Source organism: Ancylobacter sp. TS-1 (genome assembly GCF_009223885.1).
Lineage (GTDB): Bacteria > Pseudomonadota > Alphaproteobacteria > Rhizobiales > Xanthobacteraceae > Ancylobacter.
Genome location: NZ_CP045144.1, coordinates 1,613,304 through 1,632,301, shown reverse-complemented (window position 1 = coordinate 1,632,301; position 18,998 = coordinate 1,613,304). Strand labels below are relative to the sequence as shown.

At 70.6% G+C, this 18,998-nt stretch carries 16 protein-coding genes; 6 read left to right on the top strand and 10 right to left on the bottom strand.

Features of this window, described 5'->3' with window-relative positions:
- The first annotated feature begins 2 nt into the window (after positions 1–2).
- Entirely contained in the window at positions 3–1,454 is a 1,452-nt protein-coding gene (locus GBB76_RS07855; protein ID WP_152302792.1) for a GntP family permease, read from the top strand.
- 30 nt (positions 1,455–1,484) lie between these two features.
- A complete protein-coding gene (gene gltS / locus GBB76_RS07850) occupies positions 1,485–2,690 on the top strand; it encodes a sodium/glutamate symporter (RefSeq protein ID WP_152302791.1) in 1,206 nt (401 codons plus the stop codon).
- Positions 2,691–2,699: 9 nt separating this feature from the next.
- Here gltS and GBB76_RS07845 read toward each other — a convergent pair whose 3' ends face one another.
- The 8 genes from GBB76_RS07845 to GBB76_RS07810 form a co-directional block, all read right to left on the bottom strand.
- Positions 2,700–3,920, bottom strand: coding sequence for an alpha/beta hydrolase (locus GBB76_RS07845; protein ID WP_152302790.1), 1,221 nt, complete (start codon positions 3,918–3,920; stop codon positions 2,700–2,702).
- A gap of 99 nt (positions 3,921–4,019) precedes the next feature.
- A complete protein-coding gene (locus GBB76_RS07840; RefSeq protein ID WP_152302789.1) occupies positions 4,020–5,651 on the bottom strand; it encodes a complex I subunit 5 family protein in 1,632 nt (543 codons plus the stop codon).
- Between the two features lie 10 nt (positions 5,652–5,661).
- Complete coding sequence (locus GBB76_RS07835) at positions 5,662–7,152, bottom strand: complex I subunit 5 family protein (RefSeq protein WP_152302788.1); 1,491 nt, start codon at positions 7,150–7,152, stop codon at positions 5,662–5,664.
- A gap of 1 nt (position 7,153) precedes the next feature.
- Entirely contained in the window at positions 7,154–7,480 is a 327-nt protein-coding gene (locus GBB76_RS07830; RefSeq protein WP_152302787.1) for an NADH-quinone oxidoreductase subunit K, read from the bottom strand.
- Positions 7,477–8,400: an MnhB domain-containing protein gene (locus GBB76_RS07825; protein ID WP_152302786.1), complete on the bottom strand. Its 924-nt coding sequence runs from the start codon at positions 8,398–8,400 to the stop codon at positions 7,477–7,479. Before GBB76_RS07825 ends, GBB76_RS07830 begins: the two co-directional genes overlap by 4 nt.
- Complete coding sequence (locus GBB76_RS07820; protein ID WP_152302785.1) at positions 8,400–8,687, bottom strand: monovalent cation/H(+) antiporter subunit G; 288 nt, start codon at positions 8,685–8,687, stop codon at positions 8,400–8,402. Before GBB76_RS07820 ends, GBB76_RS07825 begins: the two co-directional genes overlap by 1 nt.
- Positions 8,684–8,959, bottom strand: coding sequence for a multiple resistance and pH regulation protein F (locus GBB76_RS07815; protein ID WP_152302784.1), 276 nt, complete (start codon positions 8,957–8,959; stop codon positions 8,684–8,686). The genes GBB76_RS07820 and GBB76_RS07815 overlap by 4 nt, the downstream gene beginning before the upstream one ends.
- On the bottom strand, positions 8,952–9,497 hold the full coding sequence (locus tag GBB76_RS07810) for a Na+/H+ antiporter subunit E (RefSeq protein ID WP_162375519.1): 546 nt from the start codon (positions 9,495–9,497) through the stop codon (positions 8,952–8,954). The genes GBB76_RS07815 and GBB76_RS07810 overlap by 8 nt, the downstream gene beginning before the upstream one ends.
- 300 nt (positions 9,498–9,797) lie before the next feature.
- On the opposite strand from GBB76_RS07810, the gene GBB76_RS07805 reads away from it, so the two are divergent.
- Both GBB76_RS07805 and GBB76_RS07800 read left to right on the top strand, forming a co-directional pair.
- On the top strand, positions 9,798–10,931 hold the full coding sequence (locus GBB76_RS07805; RefSeq protein WP_152302782.1) for an efflux RND transporter periplasmic adaptor subunit: 1,134 nt from the start codon (positions 9,798–9,800) through the stop codon (positions 10,929–10,931).
- Positions 10,931–13,969: an efflux RND transporter permease subunit gene (locus tag GBB76_RS07800; protein ID WP_152302781.1), complete on the top strand. Its 3,039-nt coding sequence runs from the start codon at positions 10,931–10,933 to the stop codon at positions 13,967–13,969. Before GBB76_RS07805 ends, GBB76_RS07800 begins: the two co-directional genes overlap by 1 nt.
- Before the next feature lie 21 nt (positions 13,970–13,990).
- On the opposite strand, the gene GBB76_RS07795 is transcribed toward GBB76_RS07800, so the two are convergent.
- Together GBB76_RS07795 and GBB76_RS07790 are read right to left on the bottom strand one after the other, a co-directional pair.
- The gene (locus GBB76_RS07795; RefSeq protein ID WP_152302780.1) at positions 13,991–15,583 is read right to left on the bottom strand and encodes a carboxylesterase; all 1,593 of its coding nucleotides are present in this window, start codon (positions 15,581–15,583) and stop codon (positions 13,991–13,993) included.
- Complete coding sequence (locus GBB76_RS07790) at positions 15,583–16,632, bottom strand: AI-2E family transporter (protein ID WP_152302779.1); 1,050 nt, start codon at positions 16,630–16,632, stop codon at positions 15,583–15,585. Before GBB76_RS07790 ends, GBB76_RS07795 begins: the two co-directional genes overlap by 1 nt.
- A 275-nt stretch (positions 16,633–16,907) precedes the next feature.
- On the opposite strand from GBB76_RS07790, the gene GBB76_RS07785 reads away from it, so the two are divergent.
- Positions 16,908–17,447, top strand: coding sequence for a TRAP transporter small permease subunit (locus tag GBB76_RS07785; protein WP_152302778.1), 540 nt, complete (start codon positions 16,908–16,910; stop codon positions 17,445–17,447).
- A 60-nt stretch (positions 17,448–17,507) separates the two neighbouring features.
- Positions 17,508–18,920, top strand: a complete 1,413-nt coding sequence (locus tag GBB76_RS07780; RefSeq protein ID WP_152302777.1) for a TRAP transporter large permease subunit — start codon at positions 17,508–17,510, stop codon at positions 18,918–18,920.
- The last annotated feature ends 78 nt before the right edge of the window (positions 18,921–18,998 follow it).

Here is an 18,998-nt window from a genome sequence, read left to right as displayed (position 1 = left end):
CCATGGGTCTTGTCGGCATTCTGCTCGGCCTCGCGCTTCTCGTCTGGTTCGCCTATCGCGGCTGGAGCGTGCTGCTGCTGGCGCCGCTGTCGGCGATGATCGCCGCGCTGCTGTCGGGTGAGCCGCTGCTCGCCAACTGGACGCAGACTTTCATGGGCAGCGCGGCGAGCTTCGTCGGGCAGTTCTTTCCGCTGTTCCTGCTCGGCGCGCTGTTCGGCAAGCTGATGGAGGATTCCGGCTCGGTCTCGGCCATCGCCGATTTCATGACCGCGAAACTCGGCGCCGGGCGCGCCATCCTCGCCGTGGTGCTGGCCGGCGCCATCGTCACCTATGGCGGCGTCAGCCTGTTCGTCGCGCTGTTCGTGCTGGCGCCGATGGCGCAGGCGCTGTTCCGCGTGGCCGACATTCCGCGCCGGCTGATGGCGCCGGCCATCGCGCTCGGCACCTTCACCTTCACCATGATGGCGCTGCCCGGCACACCGGCGATCCAGAACGCCATCCCCATGCCGTTCTTCGGCACCACGCCCTTCGCCGCGCCGGGGCTCGGCATCATCGCCTCCGCCATCATGCTCGGCTTCGGCCTGTGGTGGCTGGGGCGGGCCGAGGCGGCGGCGCGGCGCGCGGGCGAGGGCTTCGGCGATGGCACGGCGACGGTCAACGCCCATCTCGACGACCCGCTGCTGCGCGAGCGCGCCAGCACGGCGCGGGAGTTCGATCCGGCCGAGATCGGCCATGGTCATCTCAGCACGGCGCGGCCCTCCATCGCGCTGGCGGCGCTGCCGCTGCTACTGGTGATCATCGTCAACCTGTTGATGTCCTTCGTCATCCTGCCGCGCCTCGATTTCGGTTTTCTGGCCGAAGAGCGCTGGGGCGGCATCCCGCTGGCAGCGGTCAGCGGCGTGTGGTCGGTGGCGGTGGCGCTGATCGTGGCAATACTGGCGACGCTGGCCATCAACCGCCGCCGCCTGCCGAAGCTGCGCGAGACGATGGACGCCGGCGCCAACGCCTCGGTGCTGCCGATCTTTTCGGTGGCGAGCCTCGTCGGCTTCGGCGCCGTGGTGGCGGCGCTGCCGGCCTTCGCGCTGGTGCGCGACTGGGTGCTCTCCATCGATGGCGGGCCGCTGGTGTCGCTGGCGGTGGCGACGAACATCCTCGCCGCGCTGACCGGCTCGGCCTCGGGCGGCCTCACCATCGCGCTCGACGCGCTCGGGCCGGTGTTCCTGGAGCGGGCCGGCGAACTCGGCATCGACCCCTCGCTGCTGCACCGCGTGGCGGTGATGAGCGCGGGCACGCTGGACAGCCTGCCGCACAGCGGCGCGGTGGTGACGCTGCTCGCCGTCTGCGGCACAACGCCGAAACAGAGCTACCTCGACATCGTCATGGTTGCTATCGTCGGCGCCATAGTGGCGCTGGTGGCGGTCATCGCGCTGGGATCGGCGGTCGGCAGCTTCTAGAGCATCTAGCCGGCGGGTACGGGAGTGACGATGACGGCGATCAGTGTTTCCGGCCTGCTGACCTTCACCATCGCCATTGTCGTCTTCTTCGCGGGCTCCGGGATCAACAACGCGATCCCGCAGCTGCGCGCCTGGAACATTCCCGAGGCGGTGACCGGCGGCCTGCTCGCCGCGCTGGCGACCTTCGCCGCCTATAAGCTGCTCGACACCGAGATCGGCTTCGCGCTCGGCGCGCGGGACATGCTGCTGCTCTATTTCTTCACCGGCATCGGCCTCAATGCCCGCCTCGACGACCTCTTGGCCGGCGGGCGGCCTCTGGTGATCCTGCTGGCCCTCACCATCGGCTTCCTCATCATCCAGAACCTCGTCGCCCTCGGCTCCGTGGCGCTGCTCGGGCTGCCGGAAGGGCTGACGGTGTTCCTCGGCTCGGCCTCGCTGATCGGCGGCCACGGCACCACCATCGCCTGGGCGCCGCTGATCAGCGAGCGCTTCGGCGTCGCCAATGCGCTGGAAGTCGGCATCGCGGTGGCGACGCTCGGCCTCGTGGTGGCGAGCCTCGCCGGCGGCCCCATCGCCCGCCACCTCATCACCCGCTACAAGCTTAAGGCGCCGCCGGGCAACGAGGCGGTGGTCGGGCTTCCCGGCCATCCCGGCCACCCGGCCGCCGACGAGATCAGCCACGTCAACCTGCTGCGCACCGTGCTGGTGCTCAATGTCGCCATCCTCATCGCCTTCGCGCTGGAGGAGGTGGTGGAGATGACCGGCCTCAAGCTGCCGATGTTCGTGGTCTGCCTGCTGGTCGGCATCGTGCTCACCAACACCGTGCCGCGCCTGTTGCCGCGTCTGCAATGGCCGACCCGCACGCGCGCGCTGGCGCTGGTGTCCGACCTGGCGCTCAACATCTTCCTCGCCATGTCGCTGATGAGCATGCAGCTGTGGACCATTGGCGGGCTCGGCCTCGTGCTGGTCCTCGTGCTGGCGGTGCAGACGGTGGTGGCGGTCGCCTACATCATCTTCGTGGTGTTCCCGCTGATGGGGCGCGACTATCAGGCGGCGGTGATCTCGGCCGGCTTCACCGGCATCAGCCTGGGGGCCACGCCGACCGCCATCGCCAACATGACCGCCGTCACCAAGACGCACGGCCCGGCGCCGCGCGCCTTCATCATCCTGCCGCTGGTGTCGGCCTTCTTCATCGATATCGTGAACGCGGCGGTGATCGGTTTCCTCGCCCGCTGAGGGCGGGGATCAGTCGGCGCCGGGGTCCTGCGCGGTCTCGTTGACCGTGCGGCCGAACTGCTCCACCTGCCCCTGATAGGTGCGGCGCGTCGCCGGGTCGACGACGGCGAGCGGCGCGCTGAGGGCAAGGCCGGCGGCGCCGCCGACCGCCTGCCCGACGCCCATCGCCCCGGCGGCGATGCGGTCGCCGAGGCTTACTTCCGAATCCGTCACCGTCTGGCCGTTGATCAGCCGCTGGCCGATGAGCTGCACCACCTCGGGCGAGGAGGCGAAGCGGCCATGGTTGAGCGCGTCGTCGCCGCTGCGCATGGCGGTGAGGTCGATCACCACGATGCCCGACTTCTCAAGGTCGGCGTAGTATTTCTGGGCGTCGATCAGGCCGAGCCGGTCCACCCCGCCGGCGATGCGGCGCGAGACCTGAAGCGCCCGGTCGTCCTGCGAGACGAACAGGGTAAAACGCGCCTTCGGCCCGTTGAGCGCGCGCCATTGCGAGGCGAAGACGTCGACGTCGACGTCCGGCGAGGCGAGGATGACGTTGCTGATCTTGGCCGGCAGCGTGCCGCGCCGGATCGCCATCTGCCGCAGCCCTTCCATGGCGAGCCACGCGCCCATGGAGTGGGCCATGATGGTGACGTCCTCGACGCGCGGATCGCTGGCGACCTGCCAGACCGTTTCCTCGAAGGCGTCGCGCGAGAAGATGGTGCTCTCGCGGTCGAACAGATAGTCGAACACGCGGGCCCGCGAGGGCCAGGTGAACAGCACCGGCGCCACTTCCGAGCCGGAATCGTGGACGATCTGCGCGAAGCGGAAGACGGCGTCCTCGAAGCGGTTGTTGAATCCGTGCACGAAGATCAGCACGCGCCGGCTCGGCGGCAGGTGCGTGTCCAGCCAGCCCTTGGCCGCCTTCACCGTCGGCAGCGGCTTCACATCGACGGTGGCAAAGTCGGTGGCGGGATTGGGCGGAAGCTGGCGCGGCCACTGCACCTGTCCGACCGTGCGGCGGTCGTCGGGCGGGATGGAGACGGTGAAGGCGCTGAGCGACACGCCGGGTCCGCGCTCGCCGGTGTAGACGATGCCGGCATTGTCGGAGGGCGCGCGCGTGGTGGCGACCAGAAGGTCGACCGTCGACGTATCGGCCGCGGACGCCTCGACAGGCTCAAGCACGCCCACCGGGCGGCTGGCACATCCGGCGCTCAAGGCGCAGGCCAACGCAACAACGACCAGACGCATACCGCCTCCGCTGGGCCTACTCCCAGACGCTGGGGCAGCAATATCGCGCCTGCGCCCCGCTGACCAGACGCCGGCAGGACACAGGGGGCGCGGAAAGCGTTACGGGGCGAGGCCGAGGGCGGCGCCCAGCGCCAGCACGAGAGCGACCAGCGAGACACCCGCCACCGGCCAGCGGCGCAGCACGGCGTCGAGCCGCTCGATGCCGGCGCCGAGCGCGCGCACCATGGGCGCCGCCCGCTCGGCCAGCACCACCACGTCGCCCTCCGGCACGGCCGGCAGGCGGTTGCCGAAGCGGGCGAGGGCGAGCGCCAGCACCATTCCCAGCAGGATCGGCCAGCTCGCGTCCCGCAGCGCGGTGAGAGACAGGACATCCGCCGCCGTGTAGCCGGTCGCCGGTCCGAGCAGCGCCCAGCCGGCGACGAGCGAGGCGAGCGCCGTGCCCGCGAAGGGCAGCACCATGCCGGCGGGTGCCGCCGCGCCCGGCGCGGCCTTCGAGGCGGAGGATACCAGCCGCAGGAAATGCAGCATCAGCAGCGCGCTGCCGGCGGCCGAGAGGGCCGCGAGCATAGCGGCGAGGCCGTCGCCGAAGGGCGCCTTGGCGGCATATTTGGCCAGCGCGCCGGAGGTGAAGGGCAGGCCGGCGAGGCTCAGCGCCATCACCGCCATGAGGGCGAGCACCGGCCCGCGCCGACGCACGCCCGTCGCCGCGACGACCCCGACGCCGAGGAACAGCGCGCCCTTCACCAGCATGTGGTGCAGCGCGTAATAGGCCACGAGATCGGCCACACCGGCATCGCCGATGGCGAGCCCGGTGCCGGCGATGGCCGCCACCAGCCCCATCTGGCTCACCGTCGAATAGGCCAGCACGGTCTTGGGGTGGCGCTGGGTGATGCCGAAGGCGACGCCGTAATAGGCGGTGCCGAGGCCCAGCACCATGAGCGCGCCGCCCCATTCGGCCAGCGGCGTGCCGAAGGGCAGGAATCGGATCAGCCCGATCACCCCCGCCTTCACCACGATGCCGCTCAGCACCGCCGAGGCCGGCATCGGCGCCACCGGATGGGCGAGCGGCATCCACACATGCAGCGGCGCCAGCCCCATCTTCAGCCCGAAGCCGAGGATGAGCAGCACCAGCGTCGCATCGCGCCAGGGCGAGGCGTCGAGCGTGGCGACGGCATCGGCGATGAGCTGGTTTCCCGCCGGCCCGGCGGTGGCCAGCAGCACGAAGGCGAACAGCAGGCAGGCCTCGCCCAGCAGCGCCAGCGTCACGTAGAAGAAGCCCGCCCGCTCGGCGCGGGCCGAATTCTCGTGCATCACGAGCCCGTAGGCGGACAGGCTGACCAGCGAGAACATCAGGTAGAAGCTGGTCATGTCGGCGACGACGAACACGCCGAGGCTGCCCGCCAGCGTCAGCAGCCACCAGATGGCAAAGCCGGCTCGTTCGGCCTCCTCGCGCATATAGGTCCGGGCGTAGAGCCCGGCGGCGGTCCACAGCAGCGCGGCGCCGCCGAGCAGCATCGCGCCCGGCCCGTCCAGCGCCAGCACCAGCCGGAACGGCGCCGGCGCCAGCAGCAGCGACCCGCCCGGCGCGAGAAGCGCCGTCACCACACCCGGCAGCGGGGCGAGCGCGAGAAGCCCGAAGACGCGCCGCCGGAACGCCGGCAGCAGGCACAGCCCGACCATGGCGAGCGGGGTCGCGAGGGTGGCGACGAGCAGCAGTCCGGCCAGCGTCATGATCGCGTCCTCATGGCCGGCCGATGGCGAGCAGTTCGAAGGGTTGCAGCGGCACGAGGCCGAGCGCCACCGCGATCAGCGCCAGCGCCAGCGCCGCCAGCTCGCGCGAGAGCGCCACCGGGCGCGTGGCGAGCGGGGCCGGCGGCATCGCCATGGCGCGCTTGAGCACGCGCGTGACATAGGCGGCGGCGAGCAGCCCGCCGACGCTGATGACGGCCGCGATCCACCACGCGCCGGCCAGCGTCGCGGCGTTGAGCAGCAGCAGCTTGGCGACGAAGCCGCCGCTCGGCGGCAGGCCCATCAGCGACAGGCCGGCGAGGCCGAAGGCGAACAGGCTCACCGGCACGGCCCGGCCGGCACCGGCGAGGTCGGCGATGCGGTCATGGCCGAGCGCCTCGGCGATCAGTCCGGCGGCGAGGAACATCGCCGCCTTGGCGAAGGCGTGCGAGACGAGCTGGAGCATGCCGCCGGTCCAGCCGATGGTCTCCCAGGCCGGCACGCCGGGCTCGATGGTCAGCCGGAACATGAGGAACAGGTAGCCGATCTGCGCCACGGTGGAGTAGGCGATCATCAGCTTGAGCCGCTCCTGCCGCAGCGCGACGACGCTGCACACGAGGATCGCCGCCGCGCCGAGCCCGGCGAACACCTGCGCCGCCGGCAGGCTCGGCGGGCCGGGCAGCACGTCGAACCACAGCCGCAGAATGAGGAAGAACGGCGCCTTCACCACCAGCGCCGAGAGCACGGCGCTGGCCGGCGCCGGCGCCCCCGCATGGGCGGGCGGCAGCCAGATGTGCAGCGGGAACAGCGCCGCCTTGGCCATCAACCCGCCGATCATCAGCGCCACGGCGGCGTGGGTGGCGAGGTCCGGCCGGGTGAGGCCGGCCAGCGTGGCGATGTCGAGCGTGCCGTACTGGCCGTAGAGGATGGCGGTGCCGAGCAGGTACAGCGCCGAGCCGATCAGCGCGAAGACGAGATAGCGCAGCGCGGCTTCGAGCGTCGCCGCCCGTCCGTCGAGGCAGACCAGCGGCACCGCCGCGAAGGTCAGCAGTTCCAGCGCCACGAAGAGGTTGAACAGGTCCTCGCCGATGAGGACGAGGTTCAGCGCGCTCCACAGCCCCATCAGCAGCGACCAGAAGGCGAAGGCACGCCGGCCCTCCGGCGCGTCGTCGTCCGCGGCGAATTGCGGGCGGGCATAGAGGGCGACGAAGGCGACCACCAGCGCCGCCATCGCCAGCATCACCGCCGACACGCCGTCGGCGCGCAGGGCAAGACCGAGCGGGGGCTCCCAGCCGCCGACCGCATAGGTCAGCGCCGCGCCGGACCGTACCACGGCGAGGGCGATGGCGCCGGCAATGGCGAGCCCGCCGGCGATGGCGACGGCGGCGATCCCCTCCACCCGGCGCAGGCCGAGCAGACGCGCGACCGTCATCGCCAGCATGCCGATGACCGGCACCAGAAGCGCCAGCACCAGGAGATAGGAGGGGGCGGGCGCGTCGGCCATCTCAGCGTCCCCCGGTCCGGTCGGCGGAAGCGTCGGCGGCCTCGCGCGCCCTTGCCGCGGCGAGCCGGCGCATCAGCATGAAGGCGAGGGCGGTGGCGGCGAAGGCGACGACGATGCCGGTGATGACGAGCGCCTGCGGCACCGGATCGCCCGGCAGCCCCGCCGCCGCGCCGCGCCGAGCGCCGACGCCGAACAGCAGGAAGACGCCGGCACCCAGCAGGTTGAAGGCCAGCACGCGGCGCAGCGGCGCGGTGTGCGCCAGCACGCCATAAAGGCCCATGCCGACAAGCAGGCAGGCGGAAAGTCCGTAGAGGGTCGTGCCGGTCATGCCGGTGGCCTCCGGCCGCCGGGGCCGAGCACGATCAGCGCCAGCAGGGCCGCGAGCGAGGCGGTCAGCGCCACCTCGATGACAATGATGAGCGGCTTGGCGAGGCCGTCCGGATAGGCGAGGAAGCTGCCCGGTGTCAGGAAGCCGAACAGGCCGATGGCGATGAACAGCGCCGGTCCGCCGGCGACGAGGGCGCGCAGCCGCGTGTCGCCGAGCCGGGGCGGCGCGACGAGGCCGGCCATCATCGCCAGCAGCCACATGGCGGCGATCAGCGTCGCCGCCTGGAACTTGCCGCCCGGCGCGTCGGCGCCGATCCACAGGATGTGCACCGCGACCACGAGGCCGACCGGCGGCAGTACGCGTGCCAGCAGGCGCAGCGGCGGGCTCGGCCAGGTGTCGCCCGGAACGGCCGGGGCGCCGCGCCAGTCGCCGTCATCCGCCAGCGACCAGATGCCGATCAGCGCCAGCACCACCACGACGGTCTCCAGCAGCGTGTCGAGCGCGCGATAGGCCAGCAGCACGGCGGTGACGGGATTGCCGAGGTCGAGCGCGGCCAGCGGCTCCACCGCCGCCGAGGCGAGGCTGGGCGCCGGGTCCGGCGCGTTCAGCACGATGAAGGCGAGGCCGCCCGCCACCAGCGCGCAGAGGACGGCGAGGGCGAGGCGCAGCGGCGGCGAAGGTGGCTCGCCGGCCGGCACCGCGACAGAGGCGGCGCCGAGCAGCAGCAGGCCGGTGAGCGCGCCGACCGCCGCCTCGGTCAGCGCCACGTCGACGGCGCCGAGCCGCACCCAGGCCAGCGCCAGCAGCAGCCCGAAGCCCATGAAGCCGATCGCCGCCGACCGGGCCTCCCGCGCGGCGAGGCTGAACAGCGCCAGCGCCAGCAGCGTCGCGACCAGCACGGCGTCGAGCATCAGTTCCATCAGCCGCGCCCGTCCCGTACCGCCCGCGCGACGAGCTGGCCGGCGATGGCGCCGGAGAACAGCACGAGCAGCCAGATCGCCAGCAGCTTGAGCGCGGCGAGCACGCCGCCGGCCTGCGCCATAAGCCCCAGCACGATGAGGCCGAGGCCGAGATTGTCGGCCTTGGTCAGCGCGTGCAGGCGCGACAGCGTGTCGGGAAAGCGCAGCAGCCCTGCCGTGCCGGCGAGGAAGAAGAACAGCCCGGCGGCCACCATCGTCACGGTGAACAGGTCGGCGAGCGTGCTCATGACGGCCCCCTCGGCGCGCCGGCGGCATGGAGCGCGGCGGAGGCGAAGGCGGCGAGCAGGGCGAGGGTAAGGGCGACGTCGGTCAGCGCGGCGATGCCGAGCGCGCTGGCCAGCAGCAGCGCGACCGCCGTGCCGCCGGTGCCGGCGAGCTGGACGATCATCAGCCGCCCGGCCGCGCCGCCGGAGCGGGCGGGCGGGCGCAGCAGCGCGGCGAGGCTCGCCAGCAGCAATGCCAGCACCGCGAGGGCGGCAAAGACGAGATATTCAGCCATCGGAACGCTCGCGAAGCAGCGCCGCGAAACGGGCCTCGCCGGCGGCGTAATCGGCGGCCACCGGCGCGGCCGTGTCGAGCACGTGCACCAGCACCGTCGTCTCGCCCCGCGTTCCCACCGGCAGCGTGCCGGGCTGGAGGCTGTACCAGGCGTGGAAAGCCTCGCGCTCCGTTCCCTCCGGCAGCCGCGCCGGGCAGGCGACGATCCCCGGGGCGAGCGAGGGGCGCGGCGCCAGCGCCCGCCGCGCCACGTCGAGGCCGGCGCGCAGCGACTGGACGGGAAAGGCGAGGATGAGGCGGGCGAGCGCGGGGATATCGAGCCGGAGGCGCGAGGGCGGCAGCAGGCGCAGGCTCAGCCATGTCGCGGCGAGGGCGGCCAGCACGCCGACCGGCAGGTCCTTGGGCGCGGCGCCGTGCAGCGCCAGCCAGAGCAGCAGGAAGCCGCAGCCGCGCGCGAGGGCGTGGCCTGCGAGCCGGTGACGGCGGCGGGCGCGGGCGGGTGATTCGGGTGGGGACGATGGGCCCGGAGCCTGCGGCACGAGGGTTTCTCCTGCAGAGCGACGCACCTTGCCTCGTCGACGGCGCCAGTGTGCCGAGCGAAGCGGGTGCGGCGCAATACGGGGCGGGCGGGTCTTTCGTCGCTCCCGCCGACGAGGGGCGCCGCCGATCCGCGCGGTCGGCGGTTCCTTCGCACCGGCGGCGCGTATAATGTCCCGGGAACGCCGCAGCGGTTCGCCGCGCGCCGTCAGACTGTGATGATCCCGCCCTATGGATGCGGACGGGAAGGACGTTTCCGAGGCTCGGCAGAGCACGGCCCGATTTGTGAGGAATGCCCCCCTATGACGACGACCGCCACGCCTCGGACAACAGGGTCACGGATCGCCAGATCATGGAACGCCCAATCCTGGATAGGTTTCGTCGCGCTCGGCGCCAGCCTGGCGCTGGCCGGATGCGGACAGGAACAGGAGGCGCAGGCGCCCCAGCTCCGTCCGGTGCGCGTGGTCACGGTCGAGAAGGGCGAGGGCGGGCAACTGGTCTCCTTCACCGGCGAGGTGCTGGCGCAGGATGAGGCGTCGCTCGCCTTCCGCGTCTCCGGCCGGATGATCGAGCGCAGCGCCAATGTAGGCGATCAGGTCAAGGCGGGGCAGATCGTCGCCCGGCTCGATCCGCAGAACGCGCTCAACTCGCTGCGCTCGGCGCAGGCCGCCGTGACCGCCGCCGAGAGCCAGCTCGTCACCGCCGCCAACACGTTCGACCGGCAGGAGCGGCTGCTCGTCAACGGCTTCACCACGCAGGCCAACCACGACGCCGCGCGCACCGCGCTGCAGGCGGCGCAGTCGGCCCTCGACAATGCCGAGGCCCAGCTCAAGATCGCCACTGACAATGTGAGCTACACCGATCTCGTGGCCGACGCCCCCGGCACGGTGACGGCGCGCGGCGCCGAACCCGGCGAGGTGGTGCAGGCGGGCCAGATGATCCTCCAGCTCGCCCGGCAGGGCGGGCGCGACGCCGTGTTCGACGTGCCGGCGAACATCCTGCGCAGCGCGCCGGCCGATCCGGTCATCCGCGTCACGCTGAGCGACGACCCGAGCGTGACCGCCACCGGCCGCGTGCGCGAAGTAGCGCCGCAGGCCGATCCGGTCACGCGCACCTTCCGCGTGCGCGTCGGCCTCGACACCCCGCCGGCGGCGATGCGGCTGGGCTCGACCGTGGTCGGGCAGGTGCGGCTCGAGAACGATCCGGTGATCGACATTCCCGCGTCCGCGCTGACGGCGGTCAACAGCCAGCCGGCGGTGTGGGTGGTGGATCCCGCCACCCAGACGGTGGCGCTGCGCAACATCCAGGTGCGCAGCTTCTCGCAGGCGCGCGTCGCCGTGGAATCCGGGCTCACGCCCGGCGAGGTGGTGGTGACGGCCGGCGTGCAGGCGCTGCATCCCGGCCAGAAGGTCCGCCTGCTCGGTGCGGGGTCGTGATGCGATTCAATCTTTCCGAATGGGCGGTGCGCGAGCGTTCGCTCGTCATCTACTTCATGATCGCGGTGATCGGCGCGGGCCTCTTCGCCTATTCCCGGCTCGGCCGGGCCGAGGACCCCTCCTTCATCATCAAGACGATGGTCGTGCAGGCCGCCTGGCCCGGCGCGGGCATCGAGGACACGCTGCAGCAGGTCACCGAGCGGCTGGAGCGCACGCTGCAGGAGACGCCCAATCTCGACTTCATCCGCAGCTATACGCGCCCCGGCCTGACCACGATCTTCGTCAACCTCAAGGGCAGCACCACTGCCCAGGAGGTGCCGGACATCTGGTACCACGTGCGCAAGAGCGTCGGCGACATGGCCCACACGCTGCCGCGCGGGGTGATCGGGCCGGGCTTCAATGACGAGTTCGGCGACACGTTCGGCCTCATCTACGGCTTCACCGCCGACGGCTTCACCCATCGCGAACTGCGCGACTATGTGGAGCAGGCCCGCTCGACCCTGCTGCACGTGCCCGACGTCGCCAAGATCGAGCTTCTCGGCGAGCAGGACGAGCAGATCTTCGTCGAGTTCTCGATGCGCGAGCTTGCCAATCTCGGCATCAACCGCGCCGCCCTCGTCGGGGCGCTGCGGGCACAGAATGTGGTGCAGCCCTCGGGCACCATCCAGACCGGCGACGAGAAGCTGGTGATCGACGTTACCGGGGCGTTCGGCTCCGAGCAGGACATCGCCAACATCAACTTCGCGGTGGGCGGGCGCATGCTGCGCCTCGCCGACATCGCCACCGTGCGCCGCGGCTATGCCGATCCGCCGCGCCCGCTGTTCCGCGTCAATGGCGAGCCGGCCATCGGCCTCGCCATCGCCATGCGCGAGGGTGGCGACATCCTCCAGCTCGGCCGCAACATCGACGCCGCCATGGCGCAGATCACGGCGGAGCTGCCGGTCGGCATCGAGCCGCATCTGGTCGCCGACCAGGCGGTGACGGTGCGCAGCGCGATCTCCGAGTTCATGGAGTCGCTCTGGCAGGCCATCGCCATCATCCTCGCGGTGAGCTTCCTCGCGCTCGGCGTGCGCGCCGGGCTGATGGTGGCGCTGACCATCCCGCTCACGCTGGCGGGCGTGTTCGCCATCATGTGGCTGCTCAACATCGACATGCAGCGCATCTCGCTGGGCGCGCTCATCATCGCGCTGGCGCTGATGGTCGACGACGCCATGACCACCACGGATGCGACGCTCGGGCGCCTCGCGGCCGGCGAGAAGAAGGAGGTGGCGGCGGTCTTCGCCTTCAAGACCTACGCCTTCGCCATGCTGGCGGGCACGCTGGTGACGATCGCCGGCTTCGTGCCGGTGGGCTTCGCGGCCTCCTCGGCGGGCGAATACACCTTCACCCTGTTCGCGGTGGTGACGATCGCGCTGCTGGTCTCCTGGCTGGTGGCGGTGATCTTCGCGCCGCTGATCGGCCTCGTGATCCTGAAGCCGCCGAAGAATGCCGGCGGCGAGCCGGGGCGGGTGATGCGGGTCTATCGCGGCTTCCTCTCCGCCGCGCTGACCGCGCGCTGGGTCACCATCGCGGTGACGCTCGGCCTGTTCGTCGTCGCCGTGCTGCTGATGCCGCTGATTCCGCGCCAGTTTTTCCCCTCGTCCGACCGGCCGGAGCTGCTGGTCGACCTGCAACTGCCGCAGAACGCCTCGATCTACGCCACCGAGGGGGCGATGCAGCGGCTCGACGACGCGCTCAAGGGCGACCCGGACGTGGACCGCTGGAGCGCCTATGTCGGGCGCGGCGCCATCCGCTTCTACCTGCCGCTCAACGCGCAGCTGCCGAACGACTTCTTCGGTCAGGCGGTGGTGGTCGCCAAGGATGTGGAGGCGCGCGAGCGGCTGCACGCCAAGCTGGTGAAGCTGCTCGCCGACGACTTCCCCAATGTGGTGAGCCGCGTCTCGCCGCTGGAACTCGGCCCGCCGGTGGGCTGGCCGATCCAGTACCGCGTGGTCGGTCCCGATCTGGCGCAGGTGCGCGACATCGCCTTCAAGCTCGCCGAGGTCATCGCCGCCGATCCGCTGACGCGGACGGTGAACTATGACTGGATCGAGCCGGCGCGCGAGATCCGCATCCATGTCGATCAGGATCAGGCGCGGCTGCTCGGCCTCTCCACCGAGACCATCGGCTCGGTGCTGAACACCGTCGTTACCGGCGCCCCGGTGACGCAGGTGCGCGACGACATCTACCTCGTCGACGTGGTGCTGCGCGCCACCGACGAGCAGCGCGTCTCGCTCGACACGCTGCGCACGCTGGAGGTGCCGCTGCCCGGCGGCCAGACCGTGCCGCTGAGCCAGTTCGCCACCTTCGACTACGCGCAGACCTATCCGCTGGTCTGGCGGCGCGACCGGCTGCCCTCGCTGACGGTGCAGTCGGACATCGCGGAGGGCGAGCTGCCCGAAACCGTGGTGCAGCAGCTCACCCCGCACATCGAGGCGCTGGCGAAGACACTGCCGGCCGGCTACCGCATCGAGATCGGCGGGACGGTGGAGGAGAGCGCGTCGTCGCTGGCCTCGGTGATGGCGGTGATACCGCTCATGCTGCTGATCATGCTGACGGTGCTGATGTTCCAGCTGCGGCGCTTCTCGCTCACCTTCCTGGTGGTGAGCGTGGCGCCGCTCGGCCTCATCGGCGTGGTGCTGGCGCTGCTGGTGTCGAACCGTCCGCTCGGCTTCGTCGCCATCCTCGGCGTGCTGGCGCTGATCGGCATGATCATCAAGAACGCGGTGATCCTGATCGGCCAGATCGAGGCCGAGCGCGCAGCCGGCAAGAGCGCCCGCGAGGCGGTGATGGACGCCTCCTGTGCGCGCTTCACCCCGATCATGCTCACGGCGGTCTCGACCGTGCTCGGCATGATCCCGATCGCCCCGACCGTGTTCTGGGGGCCGATGGCCTTCGCCATCATGGGCGGCCTGCTGGTCGCCACGCTGCTCACGCTGATCTTCCTGCCGGCGCTCTATCTGGCGGCGGCGGGACGCGAGCGGCCGGCGGCGCCCTGAGCGGGCGCCGCGCTCCCGCCCTCACGGGGCGGGGGCGGGCTCGGCGGGAGGCGTGGTCTCAGGGGCTGCGGTCGGCGGTCCGGCGGGAGCGTCGGTCGCCGGCACGGTGTCCGCGGGCACGGTGGGCGTGGGCGCGGTGTCGGCGGGCGTAGCCGGCGCCGTTGCGGCCGGCGGCAGCTCCGGGCCGATGCGGTCGCTCATGTAGGAAAAGAACGGGTTCGACGACATGCGCACCAGCGCGTCGAGGCTGACGATCAGCGCGCCGCGCTCGCCGCGCACCGCCATGGCGCCGAGCTGGAGCCCGAAATCTTCCTTCGGATCGGGGTGCGATCCGTAGAGCCCATCCTCCGGCGGGAAGGGCAGGGCGACATGCGAGAGCGAATAGACGTCGAGCGGATAGCTCAAGCCGAGCGGGCGCACGGTCTCCTCCGTGCTGCCGGCCGGGAAAATGCGCTCCACCACCCGGTCGCTGCCGGCGTCCTCATTGGTGACGATCACGGTGCGGAAATTGCGCGGCAGCGGCGGCAGCAGGCGCAGCAGCGCCGAATACGAGGTCGCGCGCAGCAGCGGGCCGAGCTTGGTGTTGCGGTTGATGTCGAACAGCACCAGCTCGCTGCCGTTCTTCGGCAACTGGCTGTAGAAGGCGTCGACGATCGCCCGCGTCGAGACGGTGAAGTCCATCACCGACTGGAAGGTCAGCGCCGGCGGCAGGTCCTTGAGCCGTCCGGCCCGGGCCTCCGACGCGATGGAGGCTTGCAGCGCCCGCGTCAACTGATGCGACTGCACCGCGCCGTTGACCGGGAAGCTGTTGTATTTGAACGGGTTGAATTCCGGCACGATGCCGAGCCACGCCGCCTTGTCGAAGGCCGGCAGCCAGGCGGGCAGGGCGGCGAGGCCGGCAAAGCGCGCAAAGCGGGTGATGCCGATCATCGGCGAGATCAGCACCAGCCGGTCCGGCCGCACGAGCTTCGTATCGCCGAGCGCGTCGAGCGCGTATTTCAGCGCCAGCGCGCCGCCATTGGAGAAGCCGACGATTTCCATCGGCTTGCCGGGCGCGCGGGCGGCGGCCTCGCGCACCGCGAGGCGCGTCGCCGCCAGCCAGTCCTCCCACACCGCCTCGGTGAGGCCGGCCGGCACCGTGCCGTGCCCCGGCAGGCGCGGGGCCACCACGACGAAGCCGGCCTGCGCATAGCGCTGGCCGATATGGCGCAGGCTGTAGGGCGAATCCGTCAGGCCGTGCAGCAGCACCACGGCGCCGACCGGCGCGCCGGCGGGCACCAGCTCATAGGAGCGGTTGAAGTCCTGCGTCAGGCTCGGGGGATAGACGGCGCTGCCGGCGAAGTAGCGGTTGGAGGGAACGCGCTCGTCCTCGGGCAGCTTCTGCACCACCTCGGCCGTCACGTCGCGGAACAGCCTGTCCTCGCGGGCGAGGTAGCCGGCCCAGTTGGTGGCGTCGAGCTCGGCGATGCTCAGTTCCTCCGGCACGAAGGTGTGCCAGACCTCCAGCTGCGCGCCGGTCTGCGAAAACCAGACGCGCATGCCGAGGAAGGCGACGAAGGCCAGCGCCACCAGAATGGCGAGCCAGCGGACGGTTCTCTTCAGCCGGGCGAACATCAGGCGGCGGTCTCCTGCGCGGGCTCCGGGGGAGGCTCCTGCCGGCCCGACAGCAGGCGGGCGATCCAGCGCGTGCTCTCGCCCTCCTCGCAGAAGGTGAGGGCGGCGATGACCAGCGGCACGCCGATGAAGGCGCCGGACAGGCCCCACATGAAGGACCAGAAGAACACGGCGAACAGCACGAGGAAGGGCGAGATGGCGAGCGCCCGCCCGGCCATGCGCGGCTCGATATAGCTGCCGCTGAAGAACTGGATGACGTTCATGGCGAGGAAGACCAGCACCGCCGTTTCCCACGAGCCGAACTGCGCCAGCGCGAACAGGGTGGGCAGCAGGGTCGCCACCAGCGGCCCGATGAAGGGAATGTAGTTCAGCGCGAAGGCGATGACGCCGAAGGCCGGGGCGAGATCGAGGCCGAGCCCGGCGGTGAGCGCCCAGACGAAGACGCCGGTCAGCACGCTCATGACCGTGCGCACCATCATGTAGGTGCGGAACTTCGCCGCCGTGGCGGCGCTGGCGCGCACCAGCTTGCGGCCGGTCTCGCCGGCCTCGGCGATCAGCTTGGCACGCACGATGCCGACTTCCAGCAGGCCGAGCATGACGAAGATCAGCGTCACCACGCCGAAGCCGATGATGCCGTTGAGCCGTCCGGCGAGGCTCTGGAAGAAGCGGATCAGCCAGCTGGCGTTGAAGGTGTCGGCCAGCATGCCGGCGGAATAGAGCCCGATCTCCTCCAGCCGCGCGGCGGTCTCGACATAGAGCGTCTGGAACCGCGCGGCATTGGCGATGAGCCAGCGCCCGGCCTGGCTGAAGCCCCAGACGGTGACATAGCCGAGCGTCGCGATGACGAGGATGGTCGCCACCAGCGTGATCGCCATGGCGACCAGCGCCGGCAGGCGCCGTTGCAGCGCAAGCTGGAGCGGCCAGACCAGCGCCATGATGAACAGGGCGAAGGCGACCGGCGCCACGATCTGCCGGGCGAGATAGACCGCGCCGGCGAGAAGGACGAAGGCGATGAAGCCGAGAAAGACGGCGTTGGCGCGGGCGGTCATGAATGCCTGTGGGTCTCTGGGAGTACCCGGTGGCGAATATCATGTCGGCCGGCCGGTAGGAACCGCCGTCCGCCTCGGGGTCGGCACTCCGGGCGTCCCGCCGGTCGGGACATATGCGCAACACCCTGTCCGCGTTTGGCCCGCGAGGACCGTGCAGGGTCCGAGCCGGGTTAAACTGCGTGAGACGATGGTCTATCTTGCCCGGACCGGCCGGGACGGCGATTGCAGCCCTTCGGACCGCAACGACAAAAGTCGACCAGAATGAGGGGGATGCGATGGGAGGGCTGCTGGCCTTCAGCCGCGTCATTGATGGGCTGAACGAGAAATTCGGCTGGATCGCGGATTACTGCGTGCTGTTCGCCTGCCTCATCAGCGCGGGCAACGCCACGGTGCGCTACCTCCTGAGCTACAGCACCAACGGCCTGCTGGAAATCCAGTGGTACCTGTTCGGCGCCGTGGTGCTGCTCGGCGCGCCCTACACGCTCAAGCGCAACGAGCATGTGCGGGTCGATCTGCTCTACATGTCGGTCTCCGCGCGGGCCCGGCTCTGGATCGACACGCTCGGCTTCACGCTGATCCTGATCCCGGCCGGCCTCTATCTGAGCTGGCTGAGCTTTCCCTTCTTCTGGCAGTCCTTTGTCTCCGACGAGATGTCGCAGAATGCCGGCGGGCTGATCCTGTGGCCTGCCAAGCTGCTGCTGCCGCTCGGCTTTGCGCTGCTGACCATTCAGGGCGTCTCGGAGCTGATCAAGCGCGTCGCCGCGCTCGCCGGCGCGATCGAGATCGAGACCGATTACGAGAAGCCGCAGCAGTAGCGGCCGCGACGAGCCGTCCGAGCCGCCCCGCCACCTCCTCTCCCGACGCGCGAGCCCCGCATGTTCTCCTATGGCGTGATGCCCCCGCTGATGTTCGCCGGCATGGTCTGCTTCATGCTGGCCGGCTTTCCGGTCGCCTTCTCGCTGATCGCGGTCGGGCTGTTCTTCGGCTCCATCGGCATTCTGACCGAGCATTTCCACCTGAGCTTCCTTCAGGCGCTGCCGCTGCGCTTCTACGGAATCATCTCGAACGACCTGCTGCTGGCGATCCCGTTCTTCACCTTCATGGGCGCGATTCTCGAACGCTGCGGCCTCGCCGAGGATCTGCTGGAAGGCACCGGCAAGCTTTTCGGCCGGGTGCCGGGCGGCCTTGCCTATGCGGTGATCGTGGTGGGCGCCATCCTTGGCGCCATCACCGGCACGGTGGCGGCCTCGGTCATCGCCATGGGCGTCATCTCGCTGCCGGTGATGATGCGCTACGGCTACAATGAACGGCTGGCCACCGGCGTCATCGCGGCGTCCGGCACCATCACCCAGCTCATTCCGCCCTCCCTGGTGCTGATCATCCTCGCCGAGCAGCTCGGCAAGCCGGTCGGCGACATGTATCTGGGCGCCATCGGCCCCTCGCTGCTGCAGGTGGCGATCTTCCTCGCCTATGTGTTCGTGCTGTCGCTGTTCAAGCCGCACCACATGCCGCCGCTGCCGCCGGAAGCGCGCGGGGAGGGTGGCTGGCCGCTCATCCGGCAGGTGCTGTGGGGCATGGTTCCCTCCATCGTGCTGATAATGCTGGTGCTCGGCACGCTGGCCATGGGCCTCGCCACGCCGACCGAGGCGGGCGCGATGGGCGCGGTCGGCGCCATCGTGCTGGCGGCGATGCACGGGCGACTGACCTGGAACCTCGTCCGGCAGGCCATGGGCTCGACCGCGCGCATCACCTCGATGGTGGTGTTCATCCTCATCGGCGCCACCGTGTTCAGCCTCGTCTTCCAGGGCATGGACGGGGCGCTGTGGATCGAGCACCTGCTGTCGCAGCTGCCCGGCGGCCGGGTCGGATTCCTGATCTTCGTCAACGTGTTCGTGTTCTTCATCGCGTTCTTCCTCGACTTCTTCGAGATCGCCTTCATCATCGTGCCGCTGCTGGTGCCGGTGGCGATCAAGCTCGACATCAACCTGATCTGGTTCGGCGTGCTGCTGTGCGTGAACATGCAGACCGCCTTCATGCACCCGCCCTTCGGCTTCGCGCTGTTCTACCTGCGCGGCATCGCGCCCAAGTCGATCCGCACCTCGCAGATCTACTGGGGGGCGATTCCGTGGCTGCTGATGCAGCTGATCCTGGTCGTGGTGGTCATCCTGTGGCCGGACGCGGTGACGTACTGGATCAGCGCCGGCCCGACGGTCGATCCCTCGACCATCGAGCTCAACATCCCGCAGTTCGAGCCGCCTCCGCTCAACATGGGGCCGCCCCAGTTCTGACGGTTCGCGCATCGCTGCGGCGGGCATCGGGGGAGCGAATTCGAACGATCTGTGTCCCGGCGCCCCTAGGGTCGGGCG

Coding starts and splice junctions, on each gene's coding strand:
- GBB76_RS07835 (WP_152302788.1), bottom strand. CDS start 7,152: ATGGCCGACGCGCCCGCCCCCTCCTATCTCCTGGTGCTGGCGCTTCTG.
- GBB76_RS07805 (WP_152302782.1), top strand. CDS start 9,798: ATGACGACGACCGCCACGCCTCGGACAACAGGGTCACGGATCGCCAGA.
- GBB76_RS07790 (WP_152302779.1), bottom strand. CDS start 16,632: ATGACCGCCCGCGCCAACGCCGTCTTTCTCGGCTTCATCGCCTTCGTC.
- GBB76_RS07785 (WP_152302778.1), top strand. CDS start 16,908: ATGGGAGGGCTGCTGGCCTTCAGCCGCGTCATTGATGGGCTGAACGAG.
- GBB76_RS07845 (WP_152302790.1), bottom strand. CDS start 3,920: ATGCGTCTGGTCGTTGTTGCGTTGGCCTGCGCCTTGAGCGCCGGATGT.
- GBB76_RS07825 (WP_152302786.1), bottom strand. CDS start 8,400: ATGGAACTGATGCTCGACGCCGTGCTGGTCGCGACGCTGCTGGCGCTG.
- GBB76_RS07820 (WP_152302785.1), bottom strand. CDS start 8,687: ATGAGCACGCTCGCCGACCTGTTCACCGTGACGATGGTGGCCGCCGGG.
- GBB76_RS07830 (WP_152302787.1), bottom strand. CDS start 7,480: ATGACCGGCACGACCCTCTACGGACTTTCCGCCTGCCTGCTTGTCGGC.
- GBB76_RS07840 (WP_152302789.1), bottom strand. CDS start 5,651: ATGACGCTGGCCGGACTGCTGCTCGTCGCCACCCTCGCGACCCCGCTC.
- GBB76_RS07780 (WP_152302777.1), top strand. CDS start 17,508: ATGTTCTCCTATGGCGTGATGCCCCCGCTGATGTTCGCCGGCATGGTC.
- GBB76_RS07800 (WP_152302781.1), top strand. CDS start 10,931: ATGCGATTCAATCTTTCCGAATGGGCGGTGCGCGAGCGTTCGCTCGTC.
- GBB76_RS07795 (WP_152302780.1), bottom strand. CDS start 15,583: ATGTTCGCCCGGCTGAAGAGAACCGTCCGCTGGCTCGCCATTCTGGTG.
- GBB76_RS07855 (WP_152302792.1), top strand. CDS start 3: ATGGGTCTTGTCGGCATTCTGCTCGGCCTCGCGCTTCTCGTCTGGTTC.
- GBB76_RS07815 (WP_152302784.1), bottom strand. CDS start 8,959: ATGGCTGAATATCTCGTCTTTGCCGCCCTCGCGGTGCTGGCATTGCTG.
- gltS (WP_152302791.1), top strand. CDS start 1,485: ATGACGGCGATCAGTGTTTCCGGCCTGCTGACCTTCACCATCGCCATT.